This window comes from Pantoea phytostimulans (genome assembly GCF_046118715.1).
Lineage (GTDB): Bacteria > Pseudomonadota > Gammaproteobacteria > Enterobacterales > Enterobacteriaceae > Pantoea > Pantoea phytostimulans.
This window is the reverse complement of the sequence record NZ_CP173698.1, coordinates 1,436,320-1,450,646: the sequence shown is the minus strand read 5'-3', so window position 1 is coordinate 1,450,646 and position 14,327 is coordinate 1,436,320. Positions and strand designations below refer to the sequence as shown.

The 14,327-nt window shown below is 49.8% G+C and carries 13 protein-coding genes; 8 read left to right on the top strand and 5 right to left on the bottom strand.

Annotated elements, in window-relative coordinates:
* Window positions 1-10: 10 nt before the first annotated feature.
* From msrA to eptA, 5 genes are all read right to left on the bottom strand, one after another.
* Complete coding sequence (msrA, locus tag ACF2G4_RS06850; RefSeq protein WP_215846570.1) at window positions 11-544, bottom strand: peptide-methionine (S)-S-oxide reductase MsrA; 534 nt, start codon at window positions 542-544, stop codon at window positions 11-13.
* 60 nt (window positions 545-604) lie between these two features.
* Window positions 605-1,171 carry a flavin reductase family protein gene (locus ACF2G4_RS06845; RefSeq protein WP_215846571.1) on the bottom strand — a complete coding sequence of 189 codons (567 nt, stop codon included), beginning with the start codon at window positions 1,169-1,171 and terminating at the stop codon, window positions 605-607.
* Window positions 1,172-1,508: 337 nt separating this feature from the next.
* The gene (pmrB, locus tag ACF2G4_RS06840) at window positions 1,509-2,600 is read right to left on the bottom strand and encodes a two-component system sensor histidine kinase PmrB (RefSeq protein WP_215846572.1); all 1,092 of its coding nucleotides are present in this window, start codon (window positions 2,598-2,600) and stop codon (window positions 1,509-1,511) included.
* Window positions 2,597-3,277 (bottom strand): two-component system response regulator PmrA, encoded by a 681-nt coding sequence (gene pmrA, locus ACF2G4_RS06835; protein WP_243077701.1) that lies wholly within the window; start codon window positions 3,275-3,277, stop codon window positions 2,597-2,599. The genes pmrB and pmrA overlap by 4 nt, the downstream gene beginning before the upstream one ends.
* Window positions 3,274-4,914 (bottom strand): phosphoethanolamine transferase EptA, encoded by a 1,641-nt coding sequence (gene eptA, locus ACF2G4_RS06830; RefSeq protein ID WP_243077702.1) that lies wholly within the window; start codon window positions 4,912-4,914, stop codon window positions 3,274-3,276. Before eptA ends, pmrA begins: the two co-directional genes overlap by 4 nt.
* 520 nt (window positions 4,915-5,434) lie before the next feature.
* On the opposite strand from eptA, the gene otsB reads away from it, so the two are divergent.
* From otsB to cheW, 8 genes are all read left to right on the top strand, one after another.
* Window positions 5,435-6,223: a trehalose-phosphatase gene (gene otsB / locus ACF2G4_RS06825; protein WP_332627103.1), complete on the top strand. Its 789-nt coding sequence runs from the start codon at window positions 5,435-5,437 to the stop codon at window positions 6,221-6,223.
* The gene (gene otsA, locus ACF2G4_RS06820) at window positions 6,220-7,656 is read left to right on the top strand and encodes an alpha,alpha-trehalose-phosphate synthase (RefSeq protein WP_215846574.1); all 1,437 of its coding nucleotides are present in this window, start codon (window positions 6,220-6,222) and stop codon (window positions 7,654-7,656) included. Before otsB ends, otsA begins: the two co-directional genes overlap by 4 nt.
* Before the next feature lie 1,007 nt (window positions 7,657-8,663).
* Window positions 8,664-9,014 (top strand): flagellar transcriptional regulator FlhD, encoded by a 351-nt coding sequence (gene flhD, locus ACF2G4_RS06815; RefSeq protein ID WP_215846575.1) that lies wholly within the window; start codon window positions 8,664-8,666, stop codon window positions 9,012-9,014.
* Window positions 9,014-9,592, top strand: a complete 579-nt coding sequence (gene flhC, locus ACF2G4_RS06810) for a flagellar transcriptional regulator FlhC (protein WP_215846576.1) — start codon at window positions 9,014-9,016, stop codon at window positions 9,590-9,592. Before flhD ends, flhC begins: the two co-directional genes overlap by 1 nt.
* 131 nt (window positions 9,593-9,723) lie before the next feature.
* The gene (gene motA / locus ACF2G4_RS06805) at window positions 9,724-10,611 is read left to right on the top strand and encodes a flagellar motor stator protein MotA (protein WP_215846577.1); all 888 of its coding nucleotides are present in this window, start codon (window positions 9,724-9,726) and stop codon (window positions 10,609-10,611) included.
* A complete protein-coding gene (gene motB, locus ACF2G4_RS06800) occupies window positions 10,608-11,552 on the top strand; it encodes a flagellar motor protein MotB (RefSeq protein WP_215846578.1) in 945 nt (314 codons plus the stop codon). The genes motA and motB overlap by 4 nt, the downstream gene beginning before the upstream one ends.
* 10 nt (window positions 11,553-11,562) lie before the next feature.
* Window positions 11,563-13,545, top strand: coding sequence for a chemotaxis protein CheA (cheA, locus tag ACF2G4_RS06795; RefSeq protein ID WP_409075958.1), 1,983 nt, complete (start codon window positions 11,563-11,565; stop codon window positions 13,543-13,545).
* A gap of 23 nt (window positions 13,546-13,568) precedes the next feature.
* Window positions 13,569-14,063, top strand: coding sequence for a chemotaxis protein CheW (gene cheW / locus ACF2G4_RS06790; RefSeq protein ID WP_215846579.1), 495 nt, complete (start codon window positions 13,569-13,571; stop codon window positions 14,061-14,063).
* Window positions 14,064-14,327: the final 264 nt, after the last annotated feature.

Here is a 14,327-nt window from a genome sequence, read left to right as displayed (position 1 = left end):
CGTCGAAAAACTACGCTTTCACGCGGTTAGCAAAACTTTTACGCAGCTTCTGCAATTTAGGTGGGATCACCGCCATGCAATATCCATTGCGCTGACCGGCTCCTTCCCAGTAATCCTGATGATACGCTTCGGCGGGATACCACTCTTTCAGCGGTTCAATGGTGGTCACCACCGGCACGGAATGATCCGCTTGAGCACGCTCAATGGCAGCACGCGCTTCCGCTTCCTGTTCTGCATTAGCAGGGAAAATTGCTGAACGATACTGTGTGCCAATATCATTGCCCTGACGATTAAGCTGGGTCGGATCGTGAGTCACAAAGCTAATATCCAGCAGGTCACCATAGCTCACTTGCTCTGGATCGAAACCGATACGAATCGCCTCTGCATGACCGGTTGCGCCGCTGCAGACTTGTTCGTAGGTGGGATTGGGACGTGCGCCGCCGGTATAACCACTTTCAACGGACTCAACGCCAATCACATCCTTAAATACCGCTTCGGTACACCAAAAACAGCCGCCTGCGATCACTGCGTATTCGATTGCCATAATGCTTTACTCCTGTCAGGTCGAAAGGAAACAGGTGGGGGCGCGGTGCGCGCATTTCAACTAAATCAGCATCTCTGGCTTAAAATCCTTGCTCTTATCCAGCATCTTATCGCCCATGATGGTGAAGCGGCCTTCACCGGTGTAGTGCAGCGTCGTGGGAAATTCGGGCTGTTCCGCAACGTGCGCTTTAACGATTTCAAAGATAAACAGGTTGTAGTTATCGACCATGGAATCGTCGTAAAGCTGACATTCAAAACTGGCAAAACACTCAGCAATTAATGGCGCACCTACGCTGTGTGCCGGTTCGGCTGTTAAACCAAAGGCATCAAACTTATCGAGTTTATCGCCATGGCTGTTTCCGATAGCCACAACTTTATCGATGAGTTCAGCCGTAGGGAGATTCAACACGCATTGCCCACTGTTACGGATCAGTTCGTGGCTAAAGTTCATGCTGGATATCATGCAGCCCACCAGCGAGGGAGAAAACTCCAAAACGGTATGCCAGCCGAGCGTCATGATGTCGCTCTGCTCCTCGAACTGCGAACTCAGCAGCAGCACCGGTCCAGGTTCAAGATATTTACGTGCTTTGCTCACGGGGAAGGTGTATTTGTGCATTCGTTGACTCATGGCTGCGCCTCTTTGATCAGAACCTAGCCATTAAGTGTAGAAGCCAAAAAAGAAGGCGGCTGAGCCGCCTGATTAAGATGTGATTAACCCCGCGTCAGAACGAGCGACCGACGCAGGGCTGAAGAGGCGCAGCACGAATAAGTTCAATGACCTGTTGTTTATCAGTTGCCAGGCCGTAACGTTGTTTTACTGGCCTAAGGTTTCCTTAATCTCCCGCTGGGATACTCTCCTCACTGTATAAAGGAGAGAACCATGAAACAGATTATTAATTCCACCAGCGAGATGGCGACACTGCTGTTTAGCCTGTTGGTTATTGTCGCTTTCCTTCACATTTGGTTTACGGCTTAACCTGGGGTGGCAGGCTAAACTTCACCCATGCCCGGCAGCCTGAAGTGTGACGGCGATTCTCCAGGAAAAACTGACTTTTATGTAGCTGAACGATGCGGCTGACGATGCTCAATCCCAATCCAATGCCGCCATAACGACTGTCCATCCGAATAAACGCTTTGCTGAGTTCGCCACTTTTACTTTCATCTATGCCGGGACCTTCATCTTCAACAATCAATGAAGGATGCGGCGCGTGGGTCACTTGCAGAGTAATGGTGCTGGCATGCGGGCTATAACGATGTGCATTTTCGACTAAATTACGTAACAGCATTTTCAATAGCGTGGCATCGCCACGAACAAACACTTCCTCTGCAACAACCAGCTTTAGCGACTGCTGATGAACCGCCAGCATGGTGCTGAGTTCATTCTCCATCGGCAGGACCACATCCTCAATTAACCCCACGTTTTGATAAGTACCCGACGTAAAAGATTGACCGGCGCGCGCCAGTTGCAGCAGTTGCGTCACGCTGTTGGTCATCTGATCAAGTCGCTGTAACAGCGGCTGCACGTTGATGTGGTTTTTGCGTTCAATCAACTCCAGATGCAGTCGCAACCCCGCCAGCGGGGTACGCAGTTCATGCGCCACATCCGCCGTAAAAAGCCGTTCTCGCTCGAGGCTGGTGGTCAGACGTGAAACCAGCTGGTTTATCGCCTGCGTCACGGCATTGATTTCGCGTACCGAACTGTCAGAGCGAAGCGGATCAAGATCTTCTTCGCTACGCTGTTCCAGCTGGCGTTGTAATTCTGAAAGCGGGCGGGTAATCCATTTCACCGCTTGATAGCAGAGCAGCAGCGTCATAATGATCATCACCAGGCTTGGCACCGCCAGGCTGGCGACGGCTTCATGAACCTCTTTCTCAACATGGCGATTCATGTTGCGATTTTCCAACGTCGCTTCAACCAAAAACTGAATTTGCTCTTTGCTTTCATGCCAGAGCCAGGCAACGCTAATCAACTGGCAAAACAGCAAAATTAATCCAATCGCCAGCAATAACCGAAAACGCAGCGTACTGCCGTTGTGCTGCTTAATAACGTTTCTCATTGGGTCTCATTGTGTTTAAGCGGCTGCACCAGCGCATAGCCGAAGCCTCGCACCGTGCGGATGGCGCCTTTGCCGATTTTGTCGCGCAAATTATGAATGTGGACTTCGAGTGTGTTGGTTGAAGGCTCGGTCTCAAAGTTATAGATATCCTGATAAAGGATCTCGCGGTGTACCGGGTTGCCCGCTTTAAGCATCAGTCGTGACAGGATGGCGAACTCTTTTGGCGTCAAATCCAGCAGCTGTTCGGCAAGATGGATTTGCCGGTGTGTCATATCCAGCGTTAAGTTGCCGACCTGAACCTGGCTGTCACCCTGGTTCACATGACGGCGGATCAGTGCCCGAATACGCGCTAACAGCTCATCAAGAGAAAAGGGCTTGATCAGATAATCATCAGCGCCCGCATCCAGCCCTGCAATGCGCTCACTGATGCTGTCGCGGGCGGTCAAAATCAGCACCGGCACTCTTTTTTTCTGTCGGCGCAGACGCAGTAAAAAGTGCAGACCATCTTCATCGGGCAAGCCCAAATCCAGCACCAGCAGACTATACATGCCGCTAGCGAAATGCGCTTCAGCGTCACGTACCGTGGAAACGCCATCACACACGTAACCTTCGCCTTCCAGCGCTAACATTAAACCCTGCAACAGCAGGGCATCATCTTCCACGATCAGAATCTTCATTTCGGTGTACTCCGACACATCGTCAAAATGTCATCCGCGGGCTTATATTCATGCGTGGCGGTGCCGGTTAATCCCAGCACGGTAGAAAACAGATTATCCTGCGAAAAATCATCTGTCGCCGCCAGTTTGCTCAGGCAAGACGCATTCACGCCATAACGATGCTGATAATCATCCGATAACCACAGCAGCATCGGAATATGCTTTTGTGTTGATGGCGCAATCGCATAGGGCAAACCGTGCAGATAGGCGCCGTTTTCACCCAATGATTCTCCGTGATCGGAAAGGTAAACCAGGCTGGTAGTGAACTGCGATTGATGCGCACGCAACAGTCCGATCGCCTTATCAACCACGTGATCAACATACAGCAGGGTGTTGTCATAGGTATTCACTAACTGCTGCTGCGAACAATCCTGAATCTGATTGGTTTCACAGGTTGGCGTGAACTGACGAAACGACGGCGGATAGCGATGATTATAGGTCGGGCCATGGCTGCCAATGGTATGCAGCACGATGATGCCGTTGCCTTTGAGCTGATCAATGTACTGCTCCAAACCATGAAACAGCACGTCGTCATAGCATTCACCTGCAATGCACATGCCGGGTAGATTCAGGCTGGTCATATCCTGATGCGGTACGCGGTCGCAGGCACCTTTACAGCCGCCATCGTTTTCATTCCACAGCACGCTGATCCCGGCGCGTTGAATAATATCCAGTAAACCTTCCTGATGGCTGGCCAGCGTTTCGTCATAATGCGCGCGCGGCATATTGGAAAACATGCAGGGTACCGACACCGCGGTTGCGGTTCCGCAAGAAACCGTGTGCGGGAAATAGATCACCTGATCTTTTGCCAGCAGCGGATTAGTTTGACGAGCGTAACCGGACAAAGAGAAGTTATCAGCCCGCGATGTTTCCCCTACGATCAAAATCGTCAGGTTCTTTTTTCCGCCTATCATTTGCGGTTGCTGGTGGGCGTCTTCACCAATCCTCACCAGCGGCAAATTCTCTAATTGATGGTGCCGGTAATAGGAGAGCGAGGCGGCAATGCTGTTGGAAGGGCTCAGCGCTTTAACCAGTTCGCGATGATTACGAAACAGTGAGGCGTAATCTTTATAGAACAGCAGGGCGACTAACAGAATGAGCGCAGTAGAGAGCGCAATACTGATCAGGCGATAGAGCAAACTTTTCCAGTAAACGGCCGGTTTTTTAATGCGTACCAGAAAAGCCAACAGCGCCATCAGGCCGCCCGTCAGCAGCAACGCAAACAACAATTGAGGCGTTATCAGGGCATAGCTTTCAGAAACGGTGGTGTCCAGCATGTTTACGATCATCGAACGGTCAACAATGATGCCGTAGGTCTGGATGAAATATTGCGCCGAAGCCGATAACAAAATGAACAGCGCAATGACAACGCGGTCCAGCCACAGAAAGGAAGCCAGCGTGACAACGATGTTGATCACACTGAAAGCGACCAGCGGCATGGAAACAAACACCAGCACCGCATGAAGATCTGTCAGCGGCAATATCGCCAGTACCTGCCGGTAATAAGCAATGTTGAGGAAAACTGAAATATAAACAGAGAACAGAATCAGAAAAGTCAGGCGGTTTAGCACGGGCCTTTTCAACGGCAGCAAGGACATGGAAAGCACCAAATAATCAACAATGTGCAAGAGGTTGCCGATTTAAGATTAGGAAAACCTTAAGAAGCTTAAGCTTTGGCAATTAACGTCATGGGGTTGCTGAACGGTTTACACTTGGTGGATATCACGCGTTCAGAAAGCGTTGCCTGAAGCAAAGAGCGGGGCACTGCAACAGCCAAACATTGATACCGTTCTCCATTTCGAAAAATTCAAAAAATAAGCGTAGCGGCTGGCACAACATATGCATATTTGTGGCAAAAACCGACTTAGCATCTACACTTTACGTCACGATGTATTTTTACAAGATGGCGTTATCAGCAAAAACGTATGCGTTTAAGGAGCGTGACTCATCATAACGGTGTGGTTTTTGGTTCTCCCTCCTTGCCCCCCGAATTGGCCTTGTGTCACCCCTGTTGCTGGTTTCCCCCTCTTTCAGAGACATCCTCTGGTTTTTAAGTCATCACGCGGTTAGCGTTGATAACCATTTTTTACAAGCAAATTGGAACAAAGGAGAAGACACGTGACCCAAGCGGCAAATCACTCTGCCACGTTACCGTCATTGAGCGGCGGTCTGTATGCCTTCTTTTTTGATGTAGATGGCACGCTGGCAGCGATTCAGTCCCGGCCAGAATCTGTGTTCATCCCTGCTAACGTCATTGATCAGCTGCAGCAGCTCTCGTCACTCTGCAACGGCGCATTAGCGCTGGTATCAGGACGACCGATTGCGCAACTTGATGCTTTATCCGCACCGTTAAAAACGCCTGCAGCGGGCGTACATGGTGCCGAACGGCGTGACTCACAAGGCGAATTTCATCGGATTACGTTGCCGGTAGAAGTGGAACAAACGTTACGAGAAGAGTTACAGCACGCCATGGCGCAATGGCCAGGAACGCAGCTTGAGAGTAAAGGCATGGCCTTTGCACTGCATTATCGTCAGGCGATGCAGCATGAACAGGATGTGATGCGTTTGGCTGAACAATCGGTGAAACGTTTTCCAGGACTGGCGCTTCAGCCAGGGAAATGTGTCGTCGAGATCAAACCGCAAGGCATAGATAAAGGCGCGGCCATTCGCGACTTTATGCAAAAACCCCCTTTTACCGGACGCATTCCGGTATTTATTGGTGATGACCTGACGGATGAGAAAGGATTTCTCACGGTAAACGCCATGCAGGGTATTTCCGTTAAGGTTGGCGAAGGCGCAAGCCAGGCGCGCTATCGACTGAATGATGTCGATGCCGTCTACGGCTGGCTGGAGCGCAGTTTATTACAATTAAAACATGACAACGTCGGTAAGGAGTTTAGGTTATGAGTCGTTTAGTGGTTGTTTCTAACCGTATAGCTATTCCTGATGGGTCAAAATCCAGCGCAGGCGGCTTGGCTGTCGGTATTCTTGATGCGTTGAAAAGCACCGGCGGCCTGTGGTTCGGTTGGAACGGTGAAATTAGCGAATTTTCTGGTGAAGAAGAAGATGATACTGCCCAAGTGGAACACGACGGCATTACTTACGCCTCTTTTCCACTGAGTCAGAACGACTATGATCTTTATTATTGCCAGTTTTCTAATACTGTCATTTGGCCCGCTTTCCACTACCGTCTGGATTTAGTCCAATTTCAGCGTGAAGCTTGGGACGGATATTGTCGGGTTAATGAAGAAGTTGCCCAGCGTTTAAAACCGCTGATTAAACCAGACGATATATTATGGATTCACGATTATCATCTGCTGCCTTTTGCGGCGGCCTTGCGTAAAGCGGGAATTAAAAACCGCATCGGCTTCTTCTTACATATTCCATTCCCTACGCCAGAGATCTTTAATGCACTGCCGCCGCATCAGGAATTGCTGGAAATGCTGTCTGAGTATGATCTGTTAGGTTTCCAGACTGAATCAGATCGCGTGGCTTTCCTCGACAGCATGAGTCAGCTCACTCAGATGCAAAATAAAGGCAATAATTTGCACCGTGCCTTTGGTAACACCTTTATGACCGAGGTGTACCCAATTGGTATTGAGCCGGACAGCATTAAAGAGATGGCAGAAGGGCCGCTACCGCCAAAAATGGCGGCGATGAAGCGCGAATTAGGCGATGCACGCAATATCATCGCCTGTGAACGTCTCGACTATTCCAAAGGTTTGCCAGAGCGTTTTCTGGCCTACGAAGCGCTGCTGGAAAATTTCCCAGAACACCGCGGCAAGATTCGTTATTCGCAAATTGCGCCTACCTCACGCGGTGACGTGCAGGCGTATCAGGACATTCGTCATCAGCTGGAAACCGAAGCCGGCCGTATCAACGGTAAATACGGTACGCTCGGCTGGACGCCGCTCTATTACCTCAACCAGCACTTTGATCGCCGTCTGTTAATGAAAATCTTCCGTTTAACGGATGTCGGTCTGGTTACGCCGCTGCGTGATGGCATGAACCTGGTGGCAAAAGAGTACGTAGCGGCGCAGGACCCTGATGACCCGGGTGTGCTGGTGTTGTCGCGTTTCGCTGGCGCCGCTAACGAACTGACATCTGCCTTGATCGTAAACCCTTACGATCGTGATGAAGTGGCGGCTGCACTCGATAGAGCCATTACGATGCCGCGTACTGAAAGGATTTCGCGCTACAACGACATGATGGCGGTGCTACGTAAAAACGACATTACCGCATGGCGTGAGCATTTCCTGAAAGATTTAGAAAGCCTCGCATCGCGCGATGATGAACAGGCATCAGAGAACAAAGTGGCAGCTTTTCCTAAGCTTGCTTGATTGATCTCAACAGCAGCACGCCAGGGACGGCATGCTGACACACTTTGCCCGGGTTAATCGGCTACATATCCTTCACTTTCCCTCTCTAACGCCTACTAACGTGACTAAACAATTAATCAGCGCAGCGAGATAATTTAGCTGCACTTTAGCTAAATAGCCTTCTGTCGCGTCTTTATCGCCATTCATACGCTTTTTTCTGCCCGATCCCTAAAGTTTTTACTACCAGCGCCGATAGTTCTTACGCACAAATGTATACATTCCACGATTCATTCATTCTGCTTATGTAACCCATTGTTACATCTGCTGTCTTACGCTAAACACTCATGCCCGACTGTTAACGTTTCGTTGCCTGAAAGCAGGAAAACCCCGCACCTTGCCTTAACGCTCCCATTACTCACACTGCGTAACATTACCTATAAGTGATTAATTTAAAAGAAAATTACTCGAGGGTTATTTGGAATATTATTCTACTTATACTGTTTACGGTGGTCTTAAATAGGGCATTAAAACCATTAACACAGATAAAAGATCGCCTTAACTTCTCCCTCTGCAAAATAGAGTGCGAAAAGTCTTAATAAAACCTTTGAAAGGACTAATTAAGGCGTTTATAAGGGAAATTTGTACAAAAAGTAATCAGCTGGTTGGTGATGGTGAAGCGTTACTGAAGAAATTTGCCTTAAAAGTGTGATCCACGTCACACTTTATCTAAAATTTCACGGGAGTGTCGTTGTATGTAGAAATCAGACGATATAGATTTGCCTTGTTTTAAGAATAGTCTTAAAAAATGTAAGAAGACGTCACGGAAGATGGTTACAAACTCAAGAATAAAATGGCCTGGAGTTTTGACTTTAGACTGGTTCGGTTTCTCCAAAGAAACGAGACAGACTTCAATGACCATATGCTTTAAATGATTTTATTTTTGCCATCTTTAGATTTACCAACCAGCAGCTCGATACGCAGATATATATTTGCGGAAGTGTTTTGTCGCATCTCTCAGGATGGAAAAAATGGGCACATCTGAATTACTAAAACATATTTACGATCTTAACTTGTCATATTTGCTGCTTGCGCAGCGTTTAATAAACCAGGAAAAAGCGTCTGCAATGTTTCGCCTTGGTATTGATGAAAAGATGGCTAATGCTTTATCTGAATTAACGTTGCCAGAAATGGTTAAATTAGCAGAAACGAACCAATTGATTTGTCAGTTTCGCTTTTCCGACAGCACGCACATTAATCGCCTGACGCAAGAATCTCGTGTGGATGATTTACAACAAATTCATACGGGTATTTTATTATCCAGCCGTTTATTGCGTAATGCGTCTAAAGATGACGCGCCTGCTAAGAAGAGGGCGATGTAATGTCTGAGAAAAGTATTGTTCAGGAAGCACGTGATATTCAGCTCGCGATGGAGCTGATCACGTTGGGTGCTCGCTTGCAGATGTTAGAGAGTGAAACCCAGCTAAGTCGTGGTCGCCTGATTAAGTTATATAAAGAGTTGCGCGGCAGCCCACCGCCAAAAGGGATGCTGCCTTTTTCTACCGACTGGTTCATGACCTGGGAACAAAATATTCACGCGTCGATGTTCTGTAACGCCTGGAAGTTCCTGTTGAAAACCGGTTTGTGCAGCGGCGTTGATGCCGTCATTAAAGCGTACCGTCTTTATCTTGAACAGTGTCCGCAAGCAGACGAGGGCCCGCTGTTGGCGCTCACGCGCGCCTGGACCTTGGTACGATTCGTTGAAAGTGGCATGCTGGAATTAACAGACTGCAAATGCTGCAATGGTAGCTTTATTAACCATGCGCATCAGCCTGTTGGCAGCTTTGTATGCAGCCTTTGCCAGCCGCCATCACGTGCCGTAAAAAGACGTAAACTTTCTGCAGATACTGCCGATATCTTTCCACAACTGCTGGATGAACCGGTTAAACACGCCGTTTAAGTTTGTTCGCACTGTGGAAGCCATCCAGCAGCGGTTAATACCGCTGCTTTTTTTTTGCTTCCGATTTGCTAACAACCATTGCGGCTTTCTGGCTTAACTTCCCCAACACGTTACGGACGTAAGGAATTTTTGTGCTGATAATTTTGGGTTATATCGTGGTGTTAGCGTCCGTGTTGGGCGGCTACGCGCTGGTAGGCGGCCACTTGGGCGCGCTTTATCAACCCGCTGAATTATTAATGATCGGCGGAGCCGGGTTAGGGGCCTTTTTGGTCGGTAACAATGGCAAGTCTATTAAGAAGACCTTAAAAGCGCTGCCGCTATTAATGCGGGGTTCTAAATATAACAAAGCCATTTATATGGATTTAATGGCATTGCTGTACCGCCTGATGGCGAAATCACGCCAGCAAGGCATGTTATCGCTGGAAAGTGATATTGAAGATCCCAGTCAGAGTGAAATTTTTGCTAATTATCCGCGCATTTTAGCCGATAAGCAGCTGGTGGATTTTATTACTGATTATTTACGTCTAATGGTCAGCGGCAACATGAACGCGTTTGAAATTGAAGCGCTGATGGATGAGGAAATTGAGACCTACGAACACGAGTGTGACGTACCGGCTCAAAGTATAGCGGCGATAGGGGATGGCTTACCGGCATTCGGCATCGTGGCCGCGGTGATGGGAGTGGTGCACGCATTGGCTTCAGCCGATCGTCCGGCAGCCGAGTTAGGTGCGTTAGTGGCCCACGCCATGGTCGGCACCTTCTTGGGGATTCTGTTGGCGTATGGCTTTATTTCACCGCTCTCTTCGGTGCTGCGTCAGAAATGTGCTGAATCTACCAAGATGATGCAATGCATCAAAGTGACGTTGCTCTCAAGCCTGAACGGGTATGCGCCGCAAATTGCCGTGGAGTTTGGTCGTAAAACCTTGTACTCGGCTGAACGTCCCTCTTTCAGCGAGCTGGAAGAGCACGTGCGTAACGCGAAGAACCCGGCGAAACAGACTTCGGATCAGAGCTCATGAATAACGGCAATCGCCCAATTGTGCTGGTTAAAAAGCGCAAGTCTCACAAACATGAAGGAAGTCATGGCTCGTGGAAAATTGCCTATGCCGACTTTATGACGGCGATGATGGCGTTTTTTATGGTGATGTGGCTGCTTTCAATCGCTAGCCCAAAAGAGCTGGTGCAGATTGCCGATTACTTCAAAACGCCCCTCAAAGTGGCGTTAAGTGGCGGGCCACGTAGCAGCGACAGCGTTAGCCCGATTCCGGGTGGCGGTGAGGATTACACCCAGAAAACCGGTGAAGTCAAAAAAGAACCGAATCTGGATGGGGAGAAACGCAAGCTGGATGACATTCGTCTGAATCGCCTGCGCGAAAAACTCGACCAGCTGATTGAGGCCGATCCGCGCCTTAAAGCGCTGCGTCCGCATTTGATTATCAACATGGTGGAAGAAGGGCTGCGCATTCAGATCATCGACAGCCAAAATCGACCGATGTTTAAAACCGGCAGCGCCGAAGTAGAACCTTACATGCGCGATATTTTGCGCGCCATCGCGCCGGTGCTAAATGACATTCCTAACCGCATTAGTCTGGCCGGGCATACCGATGATTTTCAATATGCTGGCGGCGATCGGGGATACAGCAACTGGGAGCTTTCAGGCGATCGTGCCAACGCTTCCCGTCGCGAATTAGTGGCTGGCGGCCTCGACAGCGGCAAAATCTTGCGCGTGTTGGGCATGGCCGACACCATGAAATTGAAAAACCGTGGCGGCAATGACGCTGTTAACCGCCGCATTAGTTTACTGGTGTTGAACCACGACACCGAAGCGGCAATAGAAAAAGAAAACGCAGAAAGTGATGCCGTCCAGATCAGCGATCCGGCGGCAATTGAACAGATTACCGCACCGCCAACACCAGAAGGCAGCGCGGTGAATACAGCAGCCCCGTCACAACCGAGGTGATCCCGTGAGCATGGACATCAGCGATTTTTACCAGACGTTTTTTGATGAAGCCGATGAGCTGTTAGCGGATATGGAACAACACCTGTTGGGACTTGATCCCCAGGAACCAGACTCCGAACAGCTTAACGCCATCTTCCGCGCCGCCCATTCTATAAAAGGCGGAGCCGGTACTTTTGGCTTTACGGTATTACAGGAAACCACTCATATCCTGGAAAACATTCTGGATGGTGCTCGTCGCGGCGAGATGCAGCTCAGCACCGACATCATCAACCTGTTTTTGGAAACCAAAGATATTATGCAAGAACAGCTCGATGCCTATAAAACCGCGCAAGAGCCAAACGCGGAAAGCTTCAAATATATCTGTGAAGCGTTACGCCAGCTGGCGTTAGAGGCAAAAGGTTTACCGGCCAACGTCGCTGTGCCCGCTGCTGCTGCGCCCGTCGAGGTTGCACCAAGCACCGGTGGGTTGCGTGTCCAGTTAGTCGATCTCAAAGAGCGCGAAGTCGATTTGATGCTGGAAGAGATGGGCAACCTCGGCACGTTAAGTAACGTGCAGAAGGGCAGCAACTCTCTGGAAGTCAATATTGACGGCGTCGGCAAAGATGACATCGTTGCGGTGCTCTGTTTCGTGATTGATGAAGCGCAAATTCGTTTCCCTGAAGCGGCTCAAGTGGCTGAAGCGCCAACCAGCGCACCGGTCGTTGCCGCACCTGTTGTGGCAGCCGTTGAAACCGCGACCGTGACAGACATTCCGGTTGCGGCTAAACGCGAAAGCAAGCGCGTTGCTGCGCCCGCCAAAGCCAGCGAATCCAGCAGCATTCGTGTTGCGGTTGAAAAGGTCGATCAGCTGATTAACCTGGTCGGTGAACTGGTGATTACCCAGTCGATGCTGGCACAGCGTTCCGGTGAACTTGATCCTGTCGCACATGGCGATTTGCTGAACAGCATGGGACAGCTGGAGCGTAACGCCCGCGACCTGCAAGAGTCGGTGATGTCGATTCGTATGATGCCGATGGAATATGTATTCAGCCGCTTCCCGCGACTGGTGCGCGATCTTGCCAGTAAGCTGGGCAAGGAAATCGAGCTAACGCTGCTTGGAAGTTCAACTGAACTCGATAAGAGCCTGATCGAACGCATTATCGATCCGTTAACCCACTTAGTGCGTAACAGCCTCGATCACGGTATTGAAACACCTGAAAAACGCCTGGCTGCAGGCAAAGTGACCACCGGTAATTTAACACTGTCGGCGGAACATCAGGGGGGCAATATCTGCATTGAAGTCTCTGATGATGGTGCCGGTCTGAACCGTGAACGTATTCTCGCTAAAGCGCTCTCTTCTGGCCTGCCGGTCAGCGAAAACATGAGCGATGAAGAGGTCGGCATGCTGATCTTTGCACCTGGCTTCTCTACCGCTGAGCAGGTGACTGATGTGTCCGGGCGCGGCGTTGGCATGGACGTGGTGAAACGTAATATCCAGGAAATGGGTGGCCACGTTGAAATCGCGTCGAAGCAGGGCAAAGGCACCACCATCCGTATTTTGCTGCCGTTGACGCTGGCGATCCTCGACGGCATGTCCGTTCGCGTCGCTAACGAAGTGTTCATTCTGCCGCTTAATGCGGTAATGGAATCGCTCCAACCGCGTGCCGAAGAGCTGAAACCGTTGGCGGGTGGCGAATGCGTGCTGGAAGTACGCGGTGAATATCTGCCACTGGTGGAATTGTGGAACGTATTTGATGTGCGGGGCGCGAAAACCGAAGCGACGCAAGGCATCGTCGTCATTCTGCAAAGCGCCGGCAAGCGTTATGCGCTGCTGGTGGATCAACTGATTGGTCAACATCAGGTCGTCGTGAAGAATCTGGAAAGTAACTATCGTAAAGTGCCGGGCATCTCTGCGGCCACCATCCTTGGCGATGGTAGCGTGGCGCTGATCGTGGATGTTTCTGCGCTGCAATCACTCAACCGTGAAAAACGTGTGGCTGGCGCTGCCGCCTGATTGATAAAGAAAGGGTAAATAACATGACTGGAATGGCAACCGTGACAAAAATCGTTGGCGAAACCGTCGGCCAGGAGTTCCTGGTCTTCACGCTGGGCGATGAAGAGTACGGCATTGATATCCTCAAGGTTCAGGAAATTCGTGGTTACGATCAGGTAACACGTATTGCGAATACGCCAGAATTCATCCGTGGCGTCACCAACTTGCGTGGCGTAATCGTGCCGATTATCGATCTGCGCGTGAAGTTTTCCCAACCGGATGTGGAGTACAACGACAACACGGTAGTGATCGTGTTGAACCTGGAAAACCGCGTAGTGGGTATCGTGGTTGACGGCGTGTCTGATGTGCTGTCATTAACGCAAGACCAAATTCGTCCTTCACCAGAATTTGCCGTGACCATGTCTACCGAATACCTGACAGGGCTTGGCGCACTCGGCGATCGCATGCTGATTTTGGTCGACATCGAAAAGTTGCTGAGCAGCGATGAGATGGCGTTAGTGGATGGGCTGCGCGCCTGATTCTGCAATCACGGATCGGCCTTTGGTCGGTCCGTGATAGATCTGTCCTACTTCAAGTCGCTGATGCGTTGGCTGCTCTTACTCACCCAAATTAATGTCTGTGGTCAACTCATTGGGGCACTCGTTTACCGCCTTCCTGCGATTCGAAAGATTTAGGGTATAGTTCATTACTGAAACATTCACTTATAAATCAAATAATAATAGTTATCCTCTCTCTAATTTCTTCTCTCTGCTTGCCGATAATTCGTTCGTCTTTTATTACAC